Annotated in this window: 24 protein-coding genes and 1 tRNA gene; 13 read left to right on the plus strand and 12 right to left on the minus strand. The window is 65.0% G+C overall.

Annotated elements, in window-relative coordinates; genetic code table 11:
• Nucleotides 1–36: 36 nt before the first annotated feature.
• The 4 genes from ACFSM0_RS14655 to ACFSM0_RS14670 all read right to left on the minus strand — a co-directional run bounded on the left by ACFSM0_RS14655 (nt 37) and on the right by ACFSM0_RS14670 (nt 2,023).
• On the minus strand, nt 37–282 hold the full coding sequence (locus ACFSM0_RS14655) for a hypothetical protein (protein WP_377391888.1): 246 nt from the start codon (nt 280–282) through the stop codon (nt 37–39).
• Between the two features lie 231 nt (nt 283–513).
• The gene (locus ACFSM0_RS14660) at nt 514–1,140 is read right to left on the minus strand and encodes an HD domain-containing protein (protein ID WP_377391891.1); all 627 of its coding nucleotides are present in this window, start codon (nt 1,138–1,140) and stop codon (nt 514–516) included.
• Nucleotides 1,137–1,364 carry a hypothetical protein gene (locus ACFSM0_RS14665; protein ID WP_377391895.1) on the minus strand — a complete coding sequence of 76 codons (228 nt, stop codon included), beginning with the start codon at nt 1,362–1,364 and terminating at the stop codon, nt 1,137–1,139. The genes ACFSM0_RS14660 and ACFSM0_RS14665 overlap by 4 nt, the downstream gene beginning before the upstream one ends.
• On the minus strand, nt 1,364–2,023 hold the full coding sequence (locus tag ACFSM0_RS14670) for an alpha/beta hydrolase (protein WP_377391898.1): 660 nt from the start codon (nt 2,021–2,023) through the stop codon (nt 1,364–1,366). The genes ACFSM0_RS14665 and ACFSM0_RS14670 overlap by 1 nt, the downstream gene beginning before the upstream one ends.
• A gap of 235 nt (nt 2,024–2,258) precedes the next feature.
• Here ACFSM0_RS14670 and iscR point away from each other — a divergent pair, with 235 nt between their 5' ends.
• The 9 genes from iscR to ACFSM0_RS14715 all read left to right on the plus strand — a co-directional run bounded on the left by iscR (nt 2,259) and on the right by ACFSM0_RS14715 (nt 9,957).
• Entirely contained in the window at nt 2,259–2,717 is a 459-nt protein-coding gene (gene iscR, locus ACFSM0_RS14675; protein WP_377391901.1) for a Fe-S cluster assembly transcriptional regulator IscR, read from the plus strand.
• A gap of 73 nt (nt 2,718–2,790) precedes the next feature.
• A complete protein-coding gene (locus ACFSM0_RS14680; RefSeq protein WP_377392503.1) occupies nt 2,791–3,867 on the plus strand; it encodes a cysteine desulfurase family protein in 1,077 nt (358 codons plus the stop codon).
• Nucleotides 3,868–3,891: 24 nt separating this feature from the next.
• Nucleotides 3,892–5,409, plus strand: a complete 1,518-nt coding sequence (gene sufB, locus ACFSM0_RS14685) for a Fe-S cluster assembly protein SufB (protein ID WP_377391904.1) — start codon at nt 3,892–3,894, stop codon at nt 5,407–5,409.
• A gap of 65 nt (nt 5,410–5,474) precedes the next feature.
• Nucleotides 5,475–6,245, plus strand: coding sequence for a Fe-S cluster assembly ATPase SufC (gene sufC / locus ACFSM0_RS14690; protein ID WP_377391907.1), 771 nt, complete (start codon nt 5,475–5,477; stop codon nt 6,243–6,245).
• On the plus strand, nt 6,245–7,480 hold the full coding sequence (locus ACFSM0_RS14695; RefSeq protein WP_377391910.1) for a SufB/SufD family protein: 1,236 nt from the start codon (nt 6,245–6,247) through the stop codon (nt 7,478–7,480). Before sufC ends, ACFSM0_RS14695 begins: the two co-directional genes overlap by 1 nt.
• Nucleotides 7,481–7,489: 9 nt before the next feature.
• A complete protein-coding gene (locus ACFSM0_RS14700; RefSeq protein WP_377391912.1) occupies nt 7,490–7,987 on the plus strand; it encodes a YIP1 family protein in 498 nt (165 codons plus the stop codon).
• Entirely contained in the window at nt 7,984–8,574 is a 591-nt protein-coding gene (locus tag ACFSM0_RS14705) for a YIP1 family protein (protein WP_377391915.1), read from the plus strand. Before ACFSM0_RS14700 ends, ACFSM0_RS14705 begins: the two co-directional genes overlap by 4 nt.
• A 12-nt stretch (nt 8,575–8,586) precedes the next feature.
• The gene (locus ACFSM0_RS14710) at nt 8,587–9,807 is read left to right on the plus strand and encodes a cysteine desulfurase (RefSeq protein WP_377392506.1); all 1,221 of its coding nucleotides are present in this window, start codon (nt 8,587–8,589) and stop codon (nt 9,805–9,807) included.
• Between the two features lie 73 nt (nt 9,808–9,880).
• Nucleotides 9,881–9,957 (plus strand) — tRNA-Arg (locus ACFSM0_RS14715).
• Between the two features lie 205 nt (nt 9,958–10,162).
• Here the strand turns inward: ACFSM0_RS14715 and ACFSM0_RS14720 are convergent.
• Both ACFSM0_RS14720 and ACFSM0_RS14725 read right to left on the minus strand, forming a co-directional pair.
• Complete coding sequence (locus ACFSM0_RS14720; RefSeq protein WP_377391918.1) at nt 10,163–10,849, minus strand: nucleoside/nucleotide kinase family protein; 687 nt, start codon at nt 10,847–10,849, stop codon at nt 10,163–10,165.
• 18 nt (nt 10,850–10,867) lie between these two features.
• Nucleotides 10,868–11,485 (minus strand): thiamine phosphate synthase, encoded by a 618-nt coding sequence (locus ACFSM0_RS14725; RefSeq protein ID WP_377391921.1) that lies wholly within the window; start codon nt 11,483–11,485, stop codon nt 10,868–10,870.
• Nucleotides 11,486–11,566: 81 nt separating this feature from the next.
• Here ACFSM0_RS14725 and ACFSM0_RS14730 point away from each other — a divergent pair, with 81 nt between their 5' ends.
• The 4 genes from ACFSM0_RS14730 (at nt 11,567) to ACFSM0_RS14745 (ending at nt 15,807) form a co-directional block, all read left to right on the plus strand.
• Nucleotides 11,567–12,301 carry an RNA methyltransferase gene (locus ACFSM0_RS14730; RefSeq protein ID WP_377391924.1) on the plus strand — a complete coding sequence of 245 codons (735 nt, stop codon included), beginning with the start codon at nt 11,567–11,569 and terminating at the stop codon, nt 12,299–12,301.
• A gap of 37 nt (nt 12,302–12,338) precedes the next feature.
• Nucleotides 12,339–13,049 (plus strand): hypothetical protein, encoded by a 711-nt coding sequence (locus ACFSM0_RS14735; protein ID WP_377391927.1) that lies wholly within the window; start codon nt 12,339–12,341, stop codon nt 13,047–13,049.
• A gap of 62 nt (nt 13,050–13,111) precedes the next feature.
• Nucleotides 13,112–14,338: a COX15/CtaA family protein gene (locus ACFSM0_RS14740; protein WP_377391930.1), complete on the plus strand. Its 1,227-nt coding sequence runs from the start codon at nt 13,112–13,114 to the stop codon at nt 14,336–14,338.
• The gene (locus ACFSM0_RS14745) at nt 14,338–15,807 is read left to right on the plus strand and encodes a carboxypeptidase M32 (RefSeq protein WP_377391933.1); all 1,470 of its coding nucleotides are present in this window, start codon (nt 14,338–14,340) and stop codon (nt 15,805–15,807) included. The genes ACFSM0_RS14740 and ACFSM0_RS14745 overlap by 1 nt, the downstream gene beginning before the upstream one ends.
• 144 nt (nt 15,808–15,951) lie before the next feature.
• On the opposite strand, the gene ACFSM0_RS14750 is transcribed toward ACFSM0_RS14745, so the two are convergent.
• The 6 genes from ACFSM0_RS14750 to ACFSM0_RS14775 form a co-directional block, all read right to left on the minus strand.
• Nucleotides 15,952–17,199: a hypothetical protein gene (locus ACFSM0_RS14750; protein WP_377391936.1), complete on the minus strand. Its 1,248-nt coding sequence runs from the start codon at nt 17,197–17,199 to the stop codon at nt 15,952–15,954.
• 72 nt (nt 17,200–17,271) lie between these two features.
• Nucleotides 17,272–17,967 (minus strand): M48 family metallopeptidase, encoded by a 696-nt coding sequence (locus ACFSM0_RS14755; protein WP_377391939.1) that lies wholly within the window; start codon nt 17,965–17,967, stop codon nt 17,272–17,274.
• A 30-nt stretch (nt 17,968–17,997) separates the two neighbouring features.
• Nucleotides 17,998–18,666, minus strand: a complete 669-nt coding sequence (locus ACFSM0_RS14760) for a DedA family protein (protein ID WP_377391942.1) — start codon at nt 18,664–18,666, stop codon at nt 17,998–18,000.
• A complete protein-coding gene (locus ACFSM0_RS14765) occupies nt 18,663–19,043 on the minus strand; it encodes a hypothetical protein (RefSeq protein ID WP_377391945.1) in 381 nt (126 codons plus the stop codon). Before ACFSM0_RS14765 ends, ACFSM0_RS14760 begins: the two co-directional genes overlap by 4 nt.
• Nucleotides 19,040–20,221, minus strand: a complete 1,182-nt coding sequence (locus ACFSM0_RS14770) for a vWA domain-containing protein (RefSeq protein WP_377391948.1) — start codon at nt 20,219–20,221, stop codon at nt 19,040–19,042. Before ACFSM0_RS14770 ends, ACFSM0_RS14765 begins: the two co-directional genes overlap by 4 nt.
• 46 nt (nt 20,222–20,267) lie before the next feature.
• Complete coding sequence (locus ACFSM0_RS14775) at nt 20,268–21,749, minus strand: DUF2927 domain-containing protein (RefSeq protein WP_377391951.1); 1,482 nt, start codon at nt 21,747–21,749, stop codon at nt 20,268–20,270.
• Between the last annotated feature and the right edge of the window lie 103 nt (nt 21,750–21,852).

The raw sequence follows: 21,852 nt of genomic DNA on the forward strand, positions 1-21,852 counted from the left end.
AAAAAGCGCCCGTTCCCGGGCGCTAGTTAACGTGGGTTAATTCGAAAAGATCTTAGCTTTTGCTTCTGAAAAGATTGGCGCATTCCAAAGGGAAATCGCAGCCAATACAGTCAGTGTCGCTCCTACGAAGAACAGAGCTCGGAAAGAGGCGCGAAACTCAAAGCCACGGATTTTCACTAACAGTTCATGCGGCGGATAAGTTAGCGCATCTCGCGAGACGATTGTTTGGCTTCTGTCACATCGACGTTGACGCGCATTTTCAATAGGTTCGGTACTCGTCATGTTGGCAGCTCCTTTGTCTATGAGTGGAAGCGTCATGCAGATATAACGCTCCTAAATTGTAGAGGAGTTTCTGCATTGCGGAAAGTTGTCTCGCGAAGTTCAACCAATTGATAAGTATATATTTTTTAAAATAAGAATGGATTTCCGATGGGGCGTATTCACCAAATAGTTGATATGTTAGATTTTCTTACATATCGAGGCGGGTGGGCGTAGTGTTTTGTAAATTTAATTTTATTTCAGTAGCTTACCTGGTTTTGACCCGCGATTCGGTCTCCTATCAAACCAGGGGCGGACGCGGGCCTGCACCCAGTCCCATACACCGGGCAGGCCGCGCGCGATCTTGGTGCCGACGCGGGTTTCGAGTTCCTCCCACTGCACATCGTAATCGACCCAGGAGCCGCCGCCCGCGTGTTCGTTCAACAGCACCGGCTGGGTGCGGTCGAGCGATTTGGCGTAAATGGCCGTCGGCGTCTCATTGGCCTCGAACTCTTCCCAGAGCGCTTGAAACTCGTCCGCCATGTCCTTGGGCAGAAGGCCAAAAATCCGCCGTGCAGCGGCAAGCTCGGCGGCCTGGATCTCGGCGGAGCCATGCGCCGTGCCATTTGCCAGATGGATCGGCACGTCTCCGACATCGATTTCGACAATGTCGTGGATCAGGAGCATCTTCACCGCGCGCAGCACATCAACGCCGGGCGCGGCCTGATCGGCGAGCACAAGCGCATAAAGCGCCAAGGTCCAGCTGTGCTCGGCCGAGTTTTCGGGGCGGGAGGCATCGTGGATCGGTGTGGCCCGTGTCACCGATTTCAGCTTTTCGACCTCGGCCAGAAAGGCGAATTGTGCTGCGAGCCGTTCGGTCATTCGCCCTTGAGCGCCTTCACGCGGGTTTCGAAGAATGCCCGGCCACGGTCGGCGGCCATGTGCAGCCGGCACGCGGTCATGAACGCCTCCTGCAGCGAGGGGGAGGAGGTGCCGATATAGTTTCCCACCTCCATGAAAAGCCGCTCGCCTTTCTCGCCAAGCTCGCGCTGCGCCGCCATCACATCGGCGGCGAGCGCTTCGGCGAGATCGTCGAGCAGCGCCATCAGCGCGAGCCCTCGGTCAGGCGGCGCTTCACGTAAGATTGCACCGTGTCGATCATCGGCTTCATATGCGCTTCTTCATCCTTGAAGAAGTGATCTGCGCCTTCGATCTCCTCATGCGTGATGGTGATCCCTTTCTGCTCACGCAGCTTGGCCACCAGCGCTTGCGTATCCTTCGGCGGGGCGATCCGGTCGGCGGTGCCGTTGATGATCAGCCCCGAGGAGGGGCAGGGCGCGAGGAACGAGAAGTCATACATGTTCGCGGGCGGCGCGACCGAGATGAAGCCGGTGATTTCGGGGCGGCGCATCAGAAGCTGCATGCCGATCCAGGCGCCAAAGGAAAAGCCCGCAACCCAGCAATGCTTGGAGTTCGGGTTCATCGCCTGCAGGTAATCGAGCGCGGAGGCGGCATCGGACAGCTCGCCGATGCCCTGATCATATTCGCCCTGGCTGCGCCCCACGCCGCGGAAGTTGAACCGCAGCACGGTGAAACCAAGTTTGTGGAAGGCGTAATGCAGGTTGTAAACGACCCGGTTGTTCATGGTGCCGCCATATTGCGGATCAGGATGCAAAAAGATCGCGATCGGCGCATCGGGGGCGGGTTGGGGATGATAACGGCCTTCAAGGCGGCCTTCGGGACCAGGAAAAATAACTTCGGGCATGCTCGCTCGCTCGGCTTCGCCGTTTTGCTTGGGGGCTGCGGCTGTGCGCAAACTTGACGCTCCCGCGCCGAGCCCCTAGGACGAAAACGGTCCGGCACGATGCCGGGGTTTCGGATTCTCCCGAGTTAAGCGGCCCGGGGCGCGGCGTCAATGCTTCGCCCACTCTCGTTCTGGATGCAAAGGCGAGTGTGGCGCGAAAACCGAGGGGGCCGGAGCAGACTGCCGGGAGGAACAGATGAAGCTTTCGACGAAGGGGCGTTATGCGATGGTCGCGCTGGTTGACCTTGCGACGGTCGGCCCCGCGCAGATGACCTCGCTTGCCGAGATCTCGAAGCGGCAAGACATTTCTTTGCCCTATCTCGAACAGCTCTTTGTGCGGCTGCGGCGCGCGGGGCTTGTGGCCTCGGTGCGCGGTCCGGGGGGCGGCTACAAGCTGGCGCGGGAGCCTGCCGAGATCCGCATCTCCGATATTTTCGAGGCCGTGGACGAGACCGTTTCGGCGCTGCATGTGGGCGCGGGCGCCTCGGGCGGCGTTTCGGGCTCGCGCGCGCAATCGCTCGCCAACCGGCTTTGGGAGAGCCTCTCGGCGCAGGTGTTCGTGTTTTTGCATCAGACCACGCTTGAAGATGTGGTCAAGAACACGCTCAAACCCTGCCCGGCGGTGCCAAGCCTGTTCTCGGTCGTCGACGACTGAGGGGCTGCGGTTGAAACCGGGCTGATTTTCCCGGATGAAAGGGCAAACCCCTCTGCAGATCGGCCCGCATGACATGAAACGCCTTTATCTCGACTGGAACGCCACAACGCCGCTGCGCCCGGAGGCAAAGGCGGCGATGGCCGAGGCGATGGAGCTTTGGGGCAACCCCTCGTCTGTTCATGCCGAGGGGCGGGCGGCGAAGGCGATGATCGAGCGCGCGCGCGCGCAGATTGCGGCGGCGCTTGGCGCGGAGGGGGCGGATATCATCTTTACCTCCGGGGCGACCGAGGCGGCGGCCTTGGCGCTTTCGGGGCGCGGCATCGTTTGTGGGGCGATCGAGCATGATGCCGTCTCCGCTTGGTGCGAGAGCTCTCTGGCGGTTGATGGCTGGGGGCGGGTTTTGGTGCCCGAGCCTGCGCGCGCCACGCTCCAGCTTGCCAATTCCGAGACCGGGGTGATTCAGCGCCTTCCCGAGGGGCTCTGGGCTGCGGACCTGACCCAGGCTTTTGGCAAGTTCCCCTTTGCCTTCAACTGGCTGGGCGTGACTTGCGGTTTTATTTCCGCTCATAAATTGGGCGGGCCCAAGGGGGTCGGGGCGCTGGTGGTCCGGCGTGGCACGGAAATTGCGGCGCTGCTGAAGGGCGGCGGGCAAGAGATGGGGCGGCGCGCCGGCACTGAAAACCTTATCGGAATCGCTGGTTTTGGCGCTGCGGCAGAGGCTGCGGCGCGTGATCTGGCGGCGGGGATCTGGGAAGAGGTTGCCCAAGTTAGAAATATTCTAAAAGAGGCTCTGGAAATCCCGACGAAAGAAGTCTATTTTCCGGGCAGGGAGACGCCGCTAGACTGTGAAGCGACGGGGGAGGGGCCGCTGGAGGTCTTGCCCAACACGCTTTCGGTGATTGCGCCGGGCTGGAAAGGGGAGACGCAGGTGATGCGGATGGACCTTGCCGGCTTTGCAATTTCGGCGGGCTCGGCCTGCTCTTCGGGCAAGGTGCGCGCCAGCCGCGTGCTTGCCGCGATGGGCTGGTCAGAAGACGAGGCCGGTTCGTCGATCCGGGTATCGCTGGGGCCGGGAGTGACACGGGACGAGGTGCTGCGCTTTGCCGAGGCATGGCGCGCCGCCTTTCAAAAGCACCGCGCAAGGCATTGACGCGGAGGAACGCGGAAAGGAACGATGGTGACGCAGGAAGCTGACATCCGCGAGGGCGTGGACCGCGAAACGGTCGAGACGGTGCAGAACATGGGCTCCTACAAATACGGGTGGGAGACCGAGATCGAGATGGAATATGCCCCCAAGGGCATCTCCGAAGAGATCGTGCGGCTGATTTCGAAAAAGAACGACGAGCCCGAATGGATGCTGGACTGGCGTCTTCAGGCCTATGAACGCTGGGTCGGGATGACGGAGCCGGATTGGGCGCTCCTCGATCTGCCGAAGATCGACTATCAGGATCTCTACTATTATGCGCGCCCGAAAAGCATGGTGGAAAAGCCGAAGTCGCTCGACGAGGTGGACCCGAAGCTTTTGGCAACCTACGAAAAACTCGGCATTCCGCTGAAAGAGCAGATGATCCTTGCGGGCGTTGAGGGGGCCGAGAACATCAACCTCGAAGAGCGTCAGGTTGCGGTGGATGCGGTGTTCGATTCGGTCTCGGTCGGCACCACCTTCAAGGCGAAGCTTGCCGAAGCCGGGGTGATTTTCTGCTCGATCTCGGAAGCGATCAAGGAACACCCGGAGCTGGTGAAAAAATACCTCGGCTCGGTCGTGCCGCAGACGGACAATTACTTTGCCACGCTGAACTCTGCCGTGTTCTCGGATGGCTCCTTTGTCTATGTGCCGCCGGGCACGCGCTGCCCGATGGAGCTGTCCACCTATTTCCGCATCAATGCCGAAAACACCGGGCAGTTCGAGCGCACGCTGATTGTGTGCGACCGGGGCGCCTATGTGAGCTACCTTGAAGGCTGCACCGCGCCCAAGCGCGACACCGCGCAGCTTCATGCCGCCGTTGTGGAAATCGTCGTTCTGGAAGATGCCGAGGTGAAATATTCCACGGTGCAGAACTGGTTCCCCGGCGACGAAGAGGGCAAGGGCGGGATCTACAACTTTGTCACCAAACGCGCCGATTGCCGCGAGGCCCGCGCCAAGGTGATGTGGACGCAGGTGGAAACCGGCTCCGCGATCACCTGGAAATACCCCTCCTGCATCCTGCGCGGCGACGAAAGCTCGGGCGAGTTCTACTCGATCGCCATCGCCAACAACTTCCAGCAGGCCGACACCGGCACCAAAATGGTGCATCTGGGCAAGAACACCCGCTCGCGCATCGTGTCGAAAGGCATCTCGGCGGGGCAGGCGCAAAACACCTATCGCGGCCTTGTCAGCATGCACCCGCGCGCCAAGAACTCGCGCAATTACACGCAATGCGACAGCCTGCTGATTGGCGACAAATGCGGCGCCCATACCGTGCCTTACATCGAGGTGAAGAACAATTCTTCCCGCGTCGAGCACGAGGCGACCACCTCCAAGGTCGATGACGATCAACTGTTTTACTGCCGTGCCCGCGGCGTGGGCGAGGAGGAGGCGGTGGCGCTGGTCGTCAACGGTTTCTGCCGCGACGTGTTGCAGGCGCTGCCGATGGAATTTGCCATGGAGGCGCAATCGCTCGTGGCCATCTCGCTTGAGGGCTCGGTGGGCTGAGCCCTGCCGCGCCTTCCAAACCTTTCCCGCCCGGTCTTTCGCACCGCCGACCCAAGGACGAAAAAATGCTTGAAATCAAGAACCTGCACGTCAAACTCCAAGATGAGGACAAGGTGATCCTCAAAGGGCTGAACCTGACGGTCGAAACGGGCAAGGTGCATGCGATCATGGGGCCGAACGGCTCGGGCAAATCCACCATGAGCTATGTGCTTTCGGGCCGCGACGGCTATGAGGTGACGGAGGGTTCGGCCAAGCTCGACGGCAAGGAACTCCTTGAGATGGAGCCCGAAGAGCGCGCCGCCGCGGGCCTGTTCCTTGCCTTCCAGTATCCGGTCGAGATTCCGGGCGTGGGCAACATGACCTTCCTGCGCACCGCGCTCAATGCGCAACGGAAGGCGCGCGGCGAAGAGGAGCTTTCGGCGGGCGAATTCCTCAAGCTGGTGCGTGAAAAAGCGAAAACGCTGAAGATCGACGCTGACATGCTCAAGCGCCCGGTCAATGTGGGCTTCTCGGGCGGCGAGAAAAAGCGCAACGAGATCCTTCAGATGGCGATGCTTGAGCCGAAGATGTGCATTCTCGACGAGACCGATTCCGGGCTTGATGTCGATGCGATGCGGCTTGTCTCGGATGGCGTGAACGCGCTGCGCTCGCCCGAGCGCTCTTTCCTCGTGATCACCCACTACCAGCGGCTTCTGGATCACATCAAACCCGATGTCGTGCATATCATGGCCGATGGCCAGATCTTGCAGACCGGCGGGCCGGAGCTGGCGCTTGAGGTCGAGAACAACGGCTATGCCGATATCCTCGCGGCGCATGGGCTGACGGAGGCGAAGTGATGGCGGATGCTCTGACGGCAGGGCCGGGCTTCGCCCCGGAACGGCAGGCGGCCGCCGAGCGGCTTGGCGCGATGGGCCTTCCCGGACGGCGCGATGAATACTGGCGCTGGACCGATCCCGCCGCGCTCAACGCGCCCGAGCCGAAACCGGCACAGGCGGGCGAGGCCGAGGCGCCGCTTTTTGACACGCTCGACCGGCTGAAAGTGGTGTTCGTCGATGGTGTTTTTGACGCGCAAGCCTCGGATGATCTGAGCTTGGCGGGCGTGGAGATCGCGCGTCTGGCCGAGGCGGCGCCGGGCTGGGCCGCGGGGCTTTACGGCACGCTTGAGGCCGCGGGGCAGGTGCCGGTGAAGCGCCCCTTTGCCGCGCTCAATACCGCGCGGGCGACGGACGGGCTCTTGATCCGCGTCACGGCGGCGGCGGCAAAGCCGATCAACCTGATTTATGTGCATAAATCAGAGACGTCTGACCCGATCCTGCACCACCTGATCAAGCTTGAGGACGGGGCGGAGCTCACGCTTCTGGAAACCGGCCCGGCGGGGGCGCGGTTCAACAAGGCGATGGAAGTCGAAGTTGCCAAGGGCGCGCGCTTCCACCACATCCGCATTCAGGGCCCCGATCAGGAGCGCCGCGCAGTCACCCATATCTTTGCACGCGTCGCGGCAGAGGCGCTGTTCAAGAGCTTTACGCTCACCTTCAACGGCGTGCTGACCCGCAACGAGGTCTTTATCGAGATGCTGGGCGATGATGCGGTGGCCCATGTCGCGGGGGCGGCGCTTGGCGATGGACGCGACGGCGCCTTCCACCACGATGATACCGTGTTTGTCACCCATGATGCCTTGCGCGGCGAGAGCCGTCAGGTGTTCAAGAAAGTGCTCAAGGGCGGGGCAATCGGCACGTTTCAGGGCAAGATCCTCGTCAAGCCCGGCGCGCAGAAAACCGATGGCTACCAGATCAGCCAATCGCTTCTGCTTGATGACGCGAGCCAGTTTCTTGCCAAGCCCGAGCTTGAGATCTATGCCGACGACGTGAAATGCTCGCATGGCTCCACCACCGGCGCCATTGACGAGACGGCGCTGTTTTACTTGCGGTCACGCGGCGTGCCGGAGGATGAGGCAAAGGGCCTGCTGGTTCTGAGCTTCCTCGCCGATGCGATCGAGGAGATCGAAGACGCGGCGCTGAAAGAGGAAATCGTCGCGCGGCTGGAAGATTGGCTGGCGCGGCACCGCAGCTGAGGAGCCACAATGGCCGCCGTCGACGATATCTGGCGTTCTTACCGAAAACCGGGGCAGGTGGTGCGCGCGCATCTGGCGCGCAGCCGCTCTGAGCCGCGGCTGTTCACGCTGCTGTTTTCGGCGCTTGTGGTGATCTTCGTCGGCCAATGGCCGCGGCTTGCGCGACAGGCGTTCGAGGTGCCCGATGTGCCACTGCCCGGCCTGCTTTTGGGCACGGCGATGGCGCTCGCCGCCGTCACGCCCTTCATTTATCTCCTTGCCTGGCTCGTGGGGCAGGGGCTGCGGGTGGTCCGCGGGCGGGGCGACAATTACGGCAGCCGGCTCGCGCTTTTCTGGGCGCTTTTGGCGGTCTCGCCGCTGATGCTGCTGCAAGGGCTGGTGCTTGGCCTGATCGGACCGGGGCTGCAGGCCAATGTGATCGGCGGTATCGTCTTTCTCGTCTTCCTGCTGTTTTGGGGGTTCGGGCTGAAGGTCACGCAATTTGACGCTCCCGAGGCCCGCCCATGAGCCTTGCGCTGTATCTGTCGCTGCTGCGGCTCACGCTGAGCGATCCGAATGCGGCCGCGTTCCGGGTTACAACGCTTCTCGACAGCGCACAGGCGCGCTGGCTGGCGCTTGGCGCCGTTGTCGCAACAGGCGCGGCGCTCGGCGCCTTTGCGGAACTGCTGTTTTCCTTCATGACCGGGACAGATCTCGGCCCCGTCGCCTCGCCGGTGAAGCTCGGCCTCGTGCAGGGGGCGCTGCTCGTCTATGCCGCTTTCGCAATGACCCTGTTCGGGCGTCAGTTCGGTGGCACCGGGCGTTTTGGCGATGCGCTGAGCCTCGTGGTCTGGATCGAGGCGGTGATGGTGGGCGGGCAGATCTTGCAGCTTCTCCTGATGGTGCTGTTTCCGCTGGTGTCGGTGGTGCTCACGCTTGCGCTTTTTGCGCTGATGATGTGGCTTCTGGTGCGCTTCACCGCCACGCTTCATGGTTTTGAAAACCTGTTCCTGACCGGTGCGGGCGTTCTGATGGTGTTCTTTGGCTCGGCATTGCTGCTGGGCGCGCTGATCCTCGGGCTGGGGATCACCCCGCCATTCATGGCGGAAAGCTGAAAGGGCTTGATGATGTTCGATGTCGAAAAGATCCGCGCCGATTTCCCGATCCTGTCGCGGCAGGTGCATGGCAAACCGCTGGTCTATCTCGACAACGGCGCCTCGGCGCAAAAGCCGCTGTGCGTGATCGAGGCGATGGATCAGATGTATCGCGAAGATTATGCCAATGTGCACAGGGGCTTGCACACGCTCTCGAATATTTCGACCGAGCGCTACGAGGGGGTGCGGTCAACCGTGGCCAGGTTCCTCAACGCGCCCGACGAGCATGAGATCGTGTTCACGACGGGCTCGACCGAGGGGATCAACCTCGTCTCCTATGCCTGGGCCGCGCCGCGCCTGGAGCCGGGCGACGAGATCGTTCTTTCGATCATGGAGCATCACGCCAATATCGTGCCCTGGCACTTTTTGCGCGAGCGGCAGGGCGTGGTGCTGAAATGGGTCGAGATCGAGCCCGACGGCAGCCTGCCCGCCGAAAAGGTGCTGGAGGCGATCGGGCCGCGCACCAAGCTGGTTGCCATCACCCATATGTCGAACGTGCTGGGCACGCTGGTTGATGTGAAAACCATTTGCGCCGGCGCACGCGAGAAGGGCGTGCCGGTGCTGGTTGATGGCTCGCAAGGCTCGGTGCATGGCCCCGTCGATGTGAAAGACATCGGCTGCGATTTTTACGCCATCACCGGCCACAAGCTTTACGGGCCGAGCGGCTCGGGCGCGATCTATATCACGCGCGAGCGGATGGCGCAGATGCGCCCCTTCATCGGTGGTGGCGACATGATCGACACCGTCACCCGCGACGCGGTCAGCTATGCCAAACCGCCGATGCGGTTTGAGGCGGGCACGCCCGGCATTGTGCAGCAGATCGGCCTTGGCGTGGCGCTCGACTATCTGATGCAGATCGGCATGGAGAATGTCGCGCGGCACGAGGCCGATTTGCGCGCCTATGCAGAGAACCGCCTCAAGGGTCTGAACTGGCTCAACATTCAGGGCATGGCAGCAGAGAAGGGGGCGATTTTCTCCTTCACCCTCGAGGGCGCCGCGCATGCGCATGACATTTCGACCATTCTCGATCAGCGCGGGGTTGCGGTGCGCGCGGGCAGCCATTGCGCGATGCCGCTTTTGCAATCGCTCGGGCTGAGCGCCACCGCGCGCGCTTCCTTCGCGATGTACAACACCCGCGCCGAGGTGGAGGCGCTCGTCTCCGCGCTTGAGCTGTGCCACGATCTTCTGGGCTGAGTTGAAATCCCGCGCCGGGGGTGCACAGAGCGGTTGCAGCCCCCGGATTTTCCCGCTATCAACCGCGCAAGCTGCACCCGTAGCTCAGCTGGATAGAGTACTGCCCTCCGAAGGCAGGGGTCACAGGTTCGAATCCTGTCGGGTGCGCCAATTCTCCAAACAAGTTTGAGGCTCGAATCAAAACGAGATGTATCGGTTTTGGGCGTGCTGCGTTGCGCGTTCCGATGTGGCGAAGTGTCGTCTGCGGCAGGCGGCTATACGGCATGGCTGGACCCGCAGTCGCGCTCCCGTGGGCCCGGGAGCGCCAGAGTCTGCCCCTGCGGGGCGGGATCGGGTTACAACGGGCGTTGGCGGCTCACTTTGCCACAATCACCAGATCGGCGGCGCGGTTTTCCTGCGCCAGAAGCTTGCCGTTGGGCAGGTCGTTCTCTTCCACCCGGCGGCGCGCCTCGGCCTCGGGGTGATCGGCCCAGCGTTTCATCAGACGCGCGCGCAGCGTTGATTCCGGCACAGCGATGCGGATTGACAGATCAAAGAGCGGAAACAGATCGCGCCAGCCGGGCCGGGTGAGGAGCAGGTAATTGCCTTCCACAAGCACCACTTTCGCGCTGGCGGGGAGGGTGGTGCCCGCGGCGACAACCGCATCCGCCGCGCGGTCGAACCTTGGCACCGGCAGATCCTCTTCGCTGGTTTTGGCCGCGACGAGGCAGGCGTGAAGCGCCTCGACATCAAATGTTTCCGGCGCGCCTTTCACGGGGCGCAGGCCCTGTGCATCGAGCCAGTCGTTGCTGCGGTGAAAGCCGTCCATCGGCAGCACGGCCGCGCTGCCGGGGTGCCGGGTGTTCAAGCTCTCGGCGATCTCGCGCGCGAGCCGGGATTTGCCAGCCCCCGGCGCACCGACAATTGCCACCAGCACCCGGCCGGGGCCAAGCTGGCCGATATGGCCCACGAGATCGGCGCGGTCGACGCGCAGCTCGGAGGCCATGAACGCCCCCACATCGCCCATCGGGCCATTGCCGTCGCCAAGCCAGAACTCTGCCATCCGATCCGCCCGCCCGTCTCAGCCCATTGCCGCGATCAACCGGCCAAGCGCGGCGGCGGGGTCCTCCTCGCGCCAGATCTCCTCGCCGATGGCGAAGAAATCGGTGATCGGCGCATAGGCGCGCACGAGCTCCTCGGTGAGCGCGCCCTCGGCCACCACCGGCACCTCGATCACCTCCGACCACCATTCAAAGATTTCGCGCTCGGGCCGCGCGCCCGAGCCCAGCCCGGTCTCGCCCACCGGGCCAAAGCAGACATAATCTGCCCCGGCCTCGCCCGCATTCATCCCCTCATGTCTCGAGGCACCGCAAAAGGCGCCCACGATCGCCTCCGGGCCAAGCTCCTTGCGCGCATAGCGCACCGTGCGCGCGCCGTCGCTCAGATGCACCCCGTCGAGCCCATGGCGCTCAACAAGCGCGATGTGGTTCTCGATCACCAGCGCCACATCATGCTCATGCGCCACCACCCGCACCGCATCCGCGGCGCGCATCACGGCATCTTCGTCCTTGCTGGCGAGCGCAAGCCGGATGCAGGCGATCTCATGCGCGCCCAGCACCTTCGAGAGCGTCTCCGGGAAGATGTCGAGATCGAAACTCGGCGGCGTGAGCAGGTAGATCTGCGGGCGGTCCTCGGACATGGGGCTCTCCATTCGGTTTCGCGCCTTCTAGCGCAGGCAAGCCTGCCTTGCCAGCGGCTTTGCGGGGCGCTATCGGGGGGCATGAGCGAGCATATCCCGACTTTCATCCTGATCCGGCCCCAGATGGGCGAGAATATCGGCGGCGCGGCCCGCGCGATGCTGAACTTCTCGCTCAACCGTTTGCGCCTTGTTGCGCCGCGCGACGGTTGGCCGAACCCGAAGGCGGTGGCCATGGCCTCGGGCGCGGCGGGGCAGGTGCTGGACCATGCGGGTCTCTTTGCCACCACAGCCGAGGCGATTGCGGATTGCGATTTTGTCTTTGCCACCACCGCGCGGGGGCGGGAGCTGACCAAGCCGATCTACACCCCCGAGGCGGCGATGACCGAGGCGCGCGCCCGCATTGCCGCAGGGCAAAAGGTGGGCGTGATGTTCGGCCCCGAGCGCACCGGCCTTGAAAACGATGAGATCATCCGCGCGAATGCGATCATCACCGTGCCGGTGAACCCTGAGTTCTATTCGCTCAATCTCGCGCAGGCGGTGCTGCTTCTGGCGTATGAATTTGGCCGCCAAAGCGCCGATGTGGCGCCGGTCGATCCGGGCCTTGCCGGCGCCGAGCCCGCCACTGCGCTCGAGATCGAAAAGCTCGGCGATCATTATGAGGAGCGGCTCGCGGCGGCGGGGTTCTTCTTTCCCGAGACCAAGGCGCCGATGATGAAGCGCAACCTGCGCAACATGTGGAGCCGGTTTGGCCTCACCCGCGCCGATGTGCAGACCCTTCACGGCGCGCTGCGCCAGCTTGTGCGGCGGCGCGACTGAGCTTGCGCGGGCGCGGGCGCGTGCCCATCCTCGGCTTATGATCAGGGCTCTTCGCAAAGCGATTCTGGCGCTCGTCCTCGGGGCGGGGCTCGGCGTTGTGGCGCTTTTCGTGTTTTTTCCGGTGTTGCGCGGGGCGGCCTGTCCGGGCTGCTACGGGCTCGAGCCGGTCTCCACGACACTCTTTGTCGAGGCCGGGATGCCAGATCACGCGCGGGGGGCGCTCGCGACAGAGATTGCTGCGGCGCGCGGGCGCATTGCGCAGGTCTTTGGCCCGGCGCGCGCGCATCTGCGTATTCTGGCCTGCGCAAGCGCGGCGTGCGACCGCAGGCTCGGTGGGCGCGGCGCCGCGGCAGTGACCTATTCGCTTGGTGCGGTGTCGGTGGTGCGGCTTGCGCCGCGCGGGCTCACGCCCACGGTCCTCACCCATGAGCTGACCCATACCGAGACCCATGCGCGGCTCGGCATCTGGGGGCAGGTTTCCAACCGCATGCCCATCTGGATGGATGAGGGGATTGCCGTCCTTGTCTCCGACGATCCGCGCTATCTGCGGCCCGGAACCGGGCCCGAGCGCTGTTTGAAACCGCCGCGCGCGCCCTTGCCGGTCGCGCCCCGCAGCTGGGGCCCGGTCGCGGCGCAAGACCGCAGCATTTATGCCGCGGCAGCTTGTGCGACCCTGCTCTGGATGGAAAAAAATGGCGCATGGGCGGGGGTGTGGCGCCGCCTTGCGGCCCGAAAGCCGCTACCTTGAGCCCTCTTGCCCAGCGCGCCCCCGGGGCCTAGTCTCGCGCACGCATAAGTGAGGAGCACCCGATGGGGATGAAACCGGCGAAGAACCGTAACCGTGCCCTGTTTGAAGAGGTCGGCGTGGAAACGCCGCGGCAGATGCCGGTGAAGCCGCAAGGCGGCATGATCGACGCCCGGCCCAAGGGCGCGCGCGGTGCGGTGCGGTTGTGGATGGCGTCGCTGATCGTGCTCGCGCTTCTCATGCTCGGCTTTGACACGCTGCCGATCCCGGAGCCGGTGGCGCAGGCCGCGCCCTTCACCGGGGCGGCGATGCTCGCTGTTTGGGTGCTTGGCGCGCTCGGGCTTGCGATGGGCCGGAAGTTTCCGCGCGGCTGGGCCGGGCGCAGCCTCGGGCTTGGCGCCTTCTGCCTTCTCGCGTTCGCCTCGGACCCTGCGGTTTTCTCGATGTCAGCCAAGGCTTTGCGGGGCGATGTTGCGCCGGCTGCGGCGACCGTCGTGCCCGCGACCGAAGCCCTGCCGCCGCTGCCCTTGCTCCCGGCCGCCCCTCCCACGGCGGCGCCCGAAGCCCTTGCGCCGGACCCGGCAGGTTCTCCCGGCAAGACGCCCGCCCTCCTCGATCAGCTCCGCGCCCTGGGATCTGAGGCGGCGCAGATCGCGGCCGATCAGATTGGCGGCATGCGCGAGGCGATCGGCGCGCCGGTGCTCGCCGCGCTGCGCGCGGGGCTTGCTTTCCTGATCACGGGTTTTGGCTTCTGGTATGCAGCGCTTCTGGGCCGCAGCGAGGCCGAGCTTATTTCCGCCCGCCGCCAGGGCGAGGCCGGGCTTGCGGGGCTTGCCACCGGGCTCATGCATCTGGGGTTTGTGCAGCTTGTGATCGGCGCGCTCACCTCGGCACTTGGCGCGGGGGCGGTGCATATGGACTGGCCGCTGATGGGCGGCGCCTTCTTCCCCGCCGATGCGCTGACGCTTGAGCCGCTTTGGCGCAATGCGTTCGAAAACCCCGCGCTCGTGCAATTTGTGCACCGGATCGTGGGCTATCTGATCCTGCTCCTTGGCCTCGTCGCTTTGATCCGGTCGCGCCGCTCGGTGCATGGGGTGACGCGCGCGGCCTTCCTGATCGCCTTCATCTGGCTTGTGCTGCAAATCGCTCTGGGCGTTGTCACGCTTCTGCGCGCCGATTCGCAACCGCTCGCGCTCACCCATTTTGGCGTTGCGCTCCTGTTTTGGGTCTTCGTGATCCGGGCCCGCTTCCTTGCGCGCTATCCTCGCGTGCAATCCATTCGGAGGTCGTGATGACTGCTTATGCCGAACTGACCGCCTTCCTGCGCGAAACCGAGGCGCTCGCCTATGTCGCCGAGCGCCTTGGCTGGGATCAGGAAACGATCATGCCGCGCGGTGCGGCTGCGCAGCGGGCCGAAGAGATCGCGGCGCTTGAGGCGGTGCTGCATGCGCGCCGCACCGATCCCCGGATCGAGGATTGGCTCGCGCGGGCCGAGGCGACAAGCCCGGCAGAGGCGCGCGTGCTGGACCTTGCGGGCCGCAGCTACAACCGCGCCAGCCGCATTCCGGCGCGGCTGGCCACCGAACTCGCCCGCCTCACCTCGCTCTCGCAAGGGATCTGGGCCGAGGCGCGCGCCGCCGAAGACCCGACCCATTTCCTGCCCGCTTTGGCGGAGGTGGTGGCGCTCAAGCGCGAAGAGGCGGCCTGCCTGAGCGAGGGCGATCTTTACGACGCGTTGCTTGATGATTACGAGCCCGGCGCCACGCATCGCCAACTCGGTGCGATGTTCGACCGGATGCGGCCCCGCCTTGTGGCGCTGCGTGAAAAGGTGCTTGGCACCGAGCGCCAGCCCGACCCCGTTGGCCATGTCTTCCCCGAGGCGGCGCAACTGCGCATCGCACGGATCTGCGCCACCGCCTTCGGCTATGACTGGACCTGCGGGCGGCTCGACAATTCGGTCCATCCCTTCACCTCCGGCTCGGGGCGGGATGTGCGCATCACCACAAGGGTGAGCGAGAGCGATCCGTTCAACTGCCTCTATTCGACGATTCACGAAGTGGGCCATGCCTGCTACGAACAGGGGATCGACCCGGATTACGCCTTCACGCCTTTGGGGCGTGGCGTCTCGATGGGGGTGCATGAGAGCCAGAGCCGGATCTACGAAAACCAGCTTGGCCGCTCAAGCGCGTTCACGGGCTTTCTCTATCAACGCATGGTTGAGGCCTTTGGCGATTTTGGCGTGGCCGATGCCGAGACGTTCCATGCCTGCGTGAACCGGGTCACGCCGGGCCATATCCGCACCGAGGCGGATGAGCTGCATTACAACCTCCATATCATGATGCGCTTCGATCTCGAACGCGCGCTCATTGCGGGCAAGATGGAGGTGGGCGATCTGGAAGAGGCCTGGAACACGCGCTTTGAGGCCGATTTCGGCGTCAAGGTGGCGCAGCCCTCGCAGGGCTTCTTGCAAGATGTGCACTGGTCGGTGGGGCTTTTTGGCTATTTCCCGACCTACAGCTTGGGCAATGTTTATGCCGGCTGCCTGAACAAGGCGATGCGTTCGGAGGTCGAGGGGATCGATGACGCGCTGGCCGCAGGCTCGGCGCGCCCGGCGACCGAATGGCTGCGCGAGCGGCTGCAACGCCACGGGGGCCTGCGCCCGCCCCGCGAGACCATTGCGCAAGCCTGTGGATTTGAGCCGAATGAGGGGCCGCTTCTCGATTACCTCGATGCGAAATTCGGCGCGATCTACGGGGTGTGAGCCGGGCAGGGGGCGCTGCCCCCTCTTGGCCTTTGGCCAATTCACCCCCGGGATATTTTCACAAAGTCGAAGGCCCACACCCTGTCTTCGACTTTGTGCAAATATCCCGGGGGGAGTCCGCAGGACGGGGGGCAGCGCCCCCCTTCAGGCGGTGGAGGTGTAGCGGTTCGCCGGTGTGGTGATCAGGCTTTTCGCATGGTTCAGCCCGTCAAAGCGCGCCTTGAGCGTTTTGGGGCCGGCGGTGATGCGGAAATAATCGTAGACCTTCGGGCGGTCGAAGGCGCAGAGATACTGGAAATGCAGCCGAAAGAAGCGCCAGCGCAGCGCCTTCCAGCGTTCCGGGCTCAGCGTTTGGGTGAAGGCGGCGGAGATCACCAGCGGATGGATCTGCCCCTCCGGGCCGACGCCCGAGACCCGGACCGGATCGCACAGCGCAAAGGCGCAGCCATCTCCCGGCGCGGTGACATCGACCCAGGCGAGTTCTTTGCGCGTGGCGAGAAAGGCGAGATCGCCGCGTAGCCGCTTGGCCTGCGGCAGGTAGCTCACCATCGGCACCACATGGCCGAGCGAGAGGAAGGAAAGCGCCGGGCCCTCAGCGGGCACGCGACCGGTGCGGATCAGATCGGCGAGGATCGAGACGGCGAGATGCGCGCCCGAGCTGTGGCCGACAACGAGCACCTCGTCCCACTCCTCGGTGAGGGCGGTGGCGATCGTGGCGCCAAATTCGGCCATCCGCGCCGCGAGCCGCGGCGGGTTGGCGCCGCCCCAGCGCGCGGTGAAAGCATAGTCATGCATCAGGTAATAGGCGTAGAACCTGCCGTCCTTGCGGCGAAACCAGCGCAAGGCTGACCAGACGAGGGCGAGCCCCGCCACCGCCGACAGGCCGGTGACGAGCGCGGGGAGCGGCACCGGCACGGCAAGGATCGAGACCGCGGCGACAAGATAGCGCGAGAGCGCCCAAAACACCGCGGCGCCCAGCCCGAGCGCCACAAGCAATTGCACGATCAGCGCGAAGATCGGGTAGAGCGCGGCGATCACCGGCCCCTTGCGCAGCCGCATCAGCCGGAAGAGCGCGCCCGAGGCGATATACGCCCAGGCGGTGCGCACAAGCTGGCCATAAGTGGCGAGGATCGAGCCATCCATGCTGTCGCGCACGATATCGGCCCAGATCAGCACTTCGATATCGGCCTCGACCGGCGCCCCCTCTTGTTCGGAGCGCACATGCCAGCCATAGGGGCCGCCCGCGCGCTTGGGGGCAAGGCTGAGGCTGTAGCCCGAGATCGCCGCCTGCGCTTGGCCCTCCTTGCGGTAAAGCTCGCGGTAGCGGCGCGGGTGGATCGGATCATAGCCGGGGATGTAGAACACCCGGCGCTTTCTCACATCTGTCGTCATCTCGATCCCGGCTCGCATGCTGGCGGAACATTTGCCCCGAGGCTAGCAGGAAAGGCAAGGCCGGGCTGTGACTTATGCGGCATTCCAGCGGTTGAGATTGGTGCGGATCGCGCCGATCCGGTCGGCTGTTGCGGGGTGAGACAGAAGCCAGGCGGGCACGACGCCCGCGCGTGCGCCGGTGATCGCGTCGAGCTTTTCAAACAGGGTCAGTTGCGGGGCGGCGCCGATCCCCGCCTTGAGAAGCAGCGCGGTGGCAAATTCATCGGCCTCGAATTCGTCCTTCTGGCTCAGCCGCGCCGCCACCGCCTCGGTGATCAGATTGGCGATCCAGGGGCCGATGACGGGAATGAACCGGCCGATGAGCCCGGTCAGAACAAAGCGGAGCAGGTTCTGGCCGGAGAAATCGAGCATCCGGCGCTTTGCATGCCCGCGCGCGACATGGCCGATTTCATGAGCGATCACCGAGGCAAGCTCCTCGGCGCTGACCTGACCCTGACGGTAGAGACGCACAAACCCCTCGGTCAGATACACGCTGCCGTCTGGCGCGGCGAGGCCGTTCACCTGCGGGATCTCGTGCACGAACACCGGCAGCCGCTCGACCCCCAGCGCCTTGCGCAAGGCCTCGATCACCGGCGCGAGGCCGGGCTCGGCGAGCGGGTGGGATTGCGCCGCGAGCTTGCGGATCGTGGCGCGCGCGGAGACATGCCACATCACCAGCCCGGCGGCGAGGATGAACAGGACGGGAAGCAGGCGGAGCAACAGGACCATGCCTTTCAGATGGGGTGTGCGCGCGCAGGGTCAATCCCCGAGCGCAGTGAGAGGATCTGCCGCGGTGTCGGGCGTCTCCGGTTCGGGGCTCTCCGGTTCGGGGGGCGCGGGGCGGCGCAGCGTGCGCAAGAGCCAGAGCCCGAGCCCGATTGCCACCGCGCCGGTGGCCATGAGGCCGAGCGTGTTGCCCGCCAGATCCTCCGCCGCATCGAGATTGCTGCCAAAGACCATGCCAAGGCCCACATAGCCCAGCACCCAGACCACCTCACCCGCAATATCGGCCAGGGTAAAGCGGCGGTGGCTGTAGCCCGAGGCGCCCGCGGCGATGTTCACCCAAGGCCCGAGCGCGGCAAAGAGCCAGCGCGAGAGAAAGACCGCGACGGCCCCGTGGCGCGCGAGATTTTCCAGCGCGGTGGCGATCAGCGCGCCGCGTTTCGTGCCGGGTTGGGGCAACAGATGCCCGGCGCGGCGGCCGAGGAAAAACCCGACCTGATCGCCCGCGAGCGCGCCGCCGAAAGCGGCACTGCCAACAGCAAGGAGCGAAAGATCGCCCGAGGCGACAAAGGCCCCCGCCGCGATCATCATCAGGGACGAGGGGACGGGGAGCGCGAGGCAGCTGAAAAACGTGGTGAGCCCGACGAGCCAGGGCCCGTAAAGCGGCAGAGCTTCGAGCAATGCATCAAGGAGCGCACCGCTCATGTGCCCGGGTCCGGGCGCGGCGGTGCGGGCTGCGCCAGATCGGGGAGCACCACCTCAAGCCGGTCGATCAGATCGCTGAGCGGCACATCGAGCGCGCGGGCGATACGTTCGAGCGTGGGCGGGCCGCTTCCCACCAGCTCCGGCCCGTTCTCGATGCCGAGCACGGCATCGACATCCTCGATCTTGAGGCGCCAACTGCGCGCGATATAGCCCGGCGTCATCCAGCCCTCGGGCATCTGGCGGTGATGTTCGGGGTTGGCCCAATAGATCGTGCGCACGATGATCCGCCCGCCAAAAAACGCCGCAAGCGTGGCCGCAAGCACAAAGCCGATCAGCGGCAGCCGCTGCTCTCGCCAAAGCCGGCGCAACGCCTTCATCCGAGCACCTTCATCGCAGCGGTGATGCCCTCAAGCGTGAGCGGGAACATTCGCCCCGCGAAGATCTCGCTGACCATGCCGATCGACATCGTATAGGACCAGTGCCGCTCGGGCACCGGGTTGAGCCAGACATGGTCGGGCCACTGCTCCTGCGCGCGGGCAAGCCAGAGCGCGCCGGGTTCGGGGTTCCAATGCTCGTTCGCGCCGCCGACATGGCTGACCTCATAGGGCGACATCGCCGCGTCGCCCACAAAGATGCATTTGTAATCCGGGCCATAGCGGTGCAGCACCTCCCAGGTGGGGGTCACCTCGCCCCAGCGGCGGCGGTTGTCGCGCCAGACCCCCTCATAGAGGCAGTTGTGGAAATAATAATGCTCCAGATGCTTGAACTCGGCGCGCGCGGCCGAAAACAGCTCGTCCACAAGCGCAATGTGGTCATCCATCGAGCCGCCGACATCGAGAAAGAGCACGACCTTGACCGCATTGTGCCGCTCGGGCCGGGTCTTCACGTCGATATAGCCCGCCTCGGCAGAGGCGCGGATGGTGCCGGGAAGGTCCAGTTCCTCCTGCGCCCCGTGCCGCGCCCATTGCCGGAGCCGTTTGAGCGCCACCTTGATGTTGCGGGTGCCAAGCGCGACGGTATCGTCAAAATCGCGAAAGTCGCGCTTGTCCCAGACCTTCACCGCGCGGCGATGGCGGCTTTCTTCCTGCCCGATCCGCACCCCCTCGGGGTTGTAGCCATAGGCGCCAAAGGGGGAGGTGCCGGCGGTGCCGATCCATTTGTTGCCGCCCTGATGGCGGCCCTGTTGCTCCTTGAGCCGGTCGCGCAGCGTGTCCATCAGCTTTTCGAAACCACCCAGAGCCTCGATCTGCGCTTTCTCCTCGGCGCTCAGATGCTTTTCGGCGAGCTTCCTGAGCCAGTCTTCGGGCAGGTTCAGCGCCTCGAGCACGGCCTCTTCCGAAAGCGCCTCCAGCCCCTTGAAACTTTGAGAAAAAGCGCGGTCGAAGCGGTCAAGGTGGCGCTCGTCCTTCACCATCGCGGTGCGGGCGAAGTAGTAAAACCCGTCAAGGTCATAGGTGCAGAGCCCCGCCGCGAGCCCTTCGAGAAAGCTCAGATATTCGCGCGGGCTCACCGGCACGCCCGCGGCCCGGAGCTGTTCGAAGAATGGCAGAAACATCGCACCCCCCGCGCCTTTGTCGGCGCGGGGGGTCAACCCGGCCGGATCAGCCGCGCCCGGCGCGGGCGAGCGCCGCCACTTCGGCGGCCCGCGCCCGCACTGCGGCGTCGGAGCCAAAACCGTAGCGTGCCCATTGCCCGGAGTCGAGCCGCGCCTGTTGTGCCTGCGCGCCCTGACCCAGCGCCTCATAGGCCTCGGCGCGGATCAGGTGCAGCGTTGCGGCGAGCGCGGCATTCTGCGCCGATTGCGCCGGGCCGAGCGCGCGGTCGGCCAGCGCGAGGGCCTGTTGCGCGTGCCCTGAAGACAGCGCGATTGTCGCCATCTGCATGTCGACATGGGCGGACTGGATCCCGGCGCCCGGCGTGGCGCCATAGATGCTTGCCGCGTTCATGAAGGCCCGCAGCGCGGTCTGCGGATCGCTCGGCTGGCTCAGCCGCCCCAGCACGAACCAGCCAAAACCCGCGCGCGTATCCTGCCAGCCCTGCGCCGCCGCGATCTGGATCGCCGTCATGGCCGCGGCGCGCCGTGCCCCGGCCCGCCCCGGCCCGATGGCGCGCTCCACCGCTGCAACATAGGCGCGCGGGGTCGGGTTCTCGCGCAGGCCCCGCACCGCACCGCCCGCCGGGTTGAGGCGCGCAAAAACGGCGGGCAGGCGCGCCTGCACCTCGGGCGCGCTCATGCCCGAGTGCAGCTCGTTCGCATAGGTCGCGCGCAGTTGCATCATGTCATAGCGGGTGAGCACGGTCTGGAAGTTGTCGTCATTCCAGATCGAATCCGGCAGCCGGTAGAGGTCATTGAGCGGTCCGAGCGCCTGGCTCGTTTCCTCGTGCAGGCAATCGCGCAGCTCTTGCGGCGTTGCCTCGGCGGGGATGAAGACGGTGGCGGCGGTGCGCTGCTTGACCTGCGCCCAATCGCCCGCCGGGGTGCGCCGCTCTGCCCGGTAAGCCTCCCAGGTTGCGGCATTGGGCACGACGAAACAGGCGGCGTTGGGCACCTCGCGGCTCATCTTGCGGCGCGGCACGAATTCGATGCGAATGTGGTTTGTCGCGGATTGCCCGATCGTGATCGGGATGCCCGCCTCGGCGCGCAGCCGGGAGACGAGCCGGGCGAGTTCGGGGCTCGCCGCGGGCGGGGCGCCGGGGCCGAGCGCCACCGTCACCGGCCCCTCGAAGCGGGAAAACTGGCCGATCCGGCGCCCGGATTCGAGCGAGAAGCTCAGCTCCATGAAATCGCGCGCGAGCTCGCTGTTGGAGGGCAGCACGGGGGGGCGTGGCGCGGGCTCGATCCGGCTCGGGGGGGCGGCAATTTCTGCAAGCGGCAAATCGACCGCGGCGGTCGAGGCACGGGCCGTGGGCACATCGTAATCGGAGGGGGGCGCGGCGCAGCCCGCAAGCACGGCGAGGCAGGCCACCCCGGAGACACGGCTGAGCAATCCAGCCCAACGCGAGGCCGCAGGGCGAGGGCAAGAGGCGGTGCCTGCGGTGGCAGCCGCAGCAACCGCTTCGGGCGGCAAAATCTTCGAACGCATGGCAGTGCGATCCCAGCATGTTTGGGGGTCCGCCAGGGAGCAGACCTCGGCTTCGACCCGCAATCATTTGAGTTTCAATGGGATTTTTATATGGCATCTGGCG

The organism is Rhodobacter lacus, assembly GCF_042683065.1.
Lineage (GTDB): Bacteria > Pseudomonadota > Alphaproteobacteria > Rhodobacterales > Rhodobacteraceae > Rhodobacter > Rhodobacter lacus.

Bases quoted from the DNA above. Each gene is read 5' to 3' on its own strand.
- ACFSM0_RS14760 (WP_377391942.1), bottom strand. From the start codon at position 18,666: ATGAGCGGTGCGCTCCTTGATGCATTGCTCGAAGCTCTGCCGCTTTAC.
- ACFSM0_RS14700 (WP_377391912.1), top strand. From the start codon at position 7,490: ATGGCCGCCGTCGACGATATCTGGCGTTCTTACCGAAAACCGGGGCAG.
- ACFSM0_RS14665 (WP_377391895.1), bottom strand. From the start codon at position 1,364: ATGGCGCTGCTCGACGATCTCGCCGAAGCGCTCGCCGCCGATGTGATG.
- ACFSM0_RS14720 (WP_377391918.1), bottom strand. From the start codon at position 10,849: ATGGCAGAGTTCTGGCTTGGCGACGGCAATGGCCCGATGGGCGATGTG.
- sufB (WP_377391904.1), top strand. From the start codon at position 3,892: ATGGTGACGCAGGAAGCTGACATCCGCGAGGGCGTGGACCGCGAAACG.
- ACFSM0_RS14710 (WP_377392506.1), top strand. From the start codon at position 8,587: ATGTTCGATGTCGAAAAGATCCGCGCCGATTTCCCGATCCTGTCGCGG.
- sufC (WP_377391907.1), top strand. From the start codon at position 5,475: ATGCTTGAAATCAAGAACCTGCACGTCAAACTCCAAGATGAGGACAAG.
- ACFSM0_RS14755 (WP_377391939.1), bottom strand. From the start codon at position 17,967: ATGGTCCTGTTGCTCCGCCTGCTTCCCGTCCTGTTCATCCTCGCCGCC.
- iscR (WP_377391901.1), top strand. From the start codon at position 2,259: ATGAAGCTTTCGACGAAGGGGCGTTATGCGATGGTCGCGCTGGTTGAC.
- ACFSM0_RS14680 (WP_377392503.1), top strand. From the start codon at position 2,791: ATGAAACGCCTTTATCTCGACTGGAACGCCACAACGCCGCTGCGCCCG.
- ACFSM0_RS14765 (WP_377391945.1), bottom strand. From the start codon at position 19,043: ATGAAGGCGTTGCGCCGGCTTTGGCGAGAGCAGCGGCTGCCGCTGATC.
- ACFSM0_RS14725 (WP_377391921.1), bottom strand. From the start codon at position 11,485: ATGTCCGAGGACCGCCCGCAGATCTACCTGCTCACGCCGCCGAGTTTC.
- ACFSM0_RS14695 (WP_377391910.1), top strand. From the start codon at position 6,245: ATGGCGGATGCTCTGACGGCAGGGCCGGGCTTCGCCCCGGAACGGCAG.
- ACFSM0_RS14670 (WP_377391898.1), bottom strand. From the start codon at position 2,023: ATGCCCGAAGTTATTTTTCCTGGTCCCGAAGGCCGCCTTGAAGGCCGT.
- ACFSM0_RS14660 (WP_377391891.1), bottom strand. From the start codon at position 1,140: ATGACCGAACGGCTCGCAGCACAATTCGCCTTTCTGGCCGAGGTCGAA.
- ACFSM0_RS14735 (WP_377391927.1), top strand. From the start codon at position 12,339: ATGATCAGGGCTCTTCGCAAAGCGATTCTGGCGCTCGTCCTCGGGGCG.
- ACFSM0_RS14705 (WP_377391915.1), top strand. From the start codon at position 7,984: ATGAGCCTTGCGCTGTATCTGTCGCTGCTGCGGCTCACGCTGAGCGAT.
- ACFSM0_RS14655 (WP_377391888.1), bottom strand. From the start codon at position 282: ATGACGAGTACCGAACCTATTGAAAATGCGCGTCAACGTCGATGTGAC.
- ACFSM0_RS14775 (WP_377391951.1), bottom strand. From the start codon at position 21,749: ATGCGTTCGAAGATTTTGCCGCCCGAAGCGGTTGCTGCGGCTGCCACC.
- ACFSM0_RS14750 (WP_377391936.1), bottom strand. From the start codon at position 17,199: ATGACGACAGATGTGAGAAAGCGCCGGGTGTTCTACATCCCCGGCTAT.
- ACFSM0_RS14740 (WP_377391930.1), top strand. From the start codon at position 13,112: ATGGGGATGAAACCGGCGAAGAACCGTAACCGTGCCCTGTTTGAAGAG.
- ACFSM0_RS14730 (WP_377391924.1), top strand. From the start codon at position 11,567: ATGAGCGAGCATATCCCGACTTTCATCCTGATCCGGCCCCAGATGGGC.
- ACFSM0_RS14745 (WP_377391933.1), top strand. From the start codon at position 14,338: ATGACTGCTTATGCCGAACTGACCGCCTTCCTGCGCGAAACCGAGGCG.
- ACFSM0_RS14770 (WP_377391948.1), bottom strand. From the start codon at position 20,221: ATGTTTCTGCCATTCTTCGAACAGCTCCGGGCCGCGGGCGTGCCGGTG.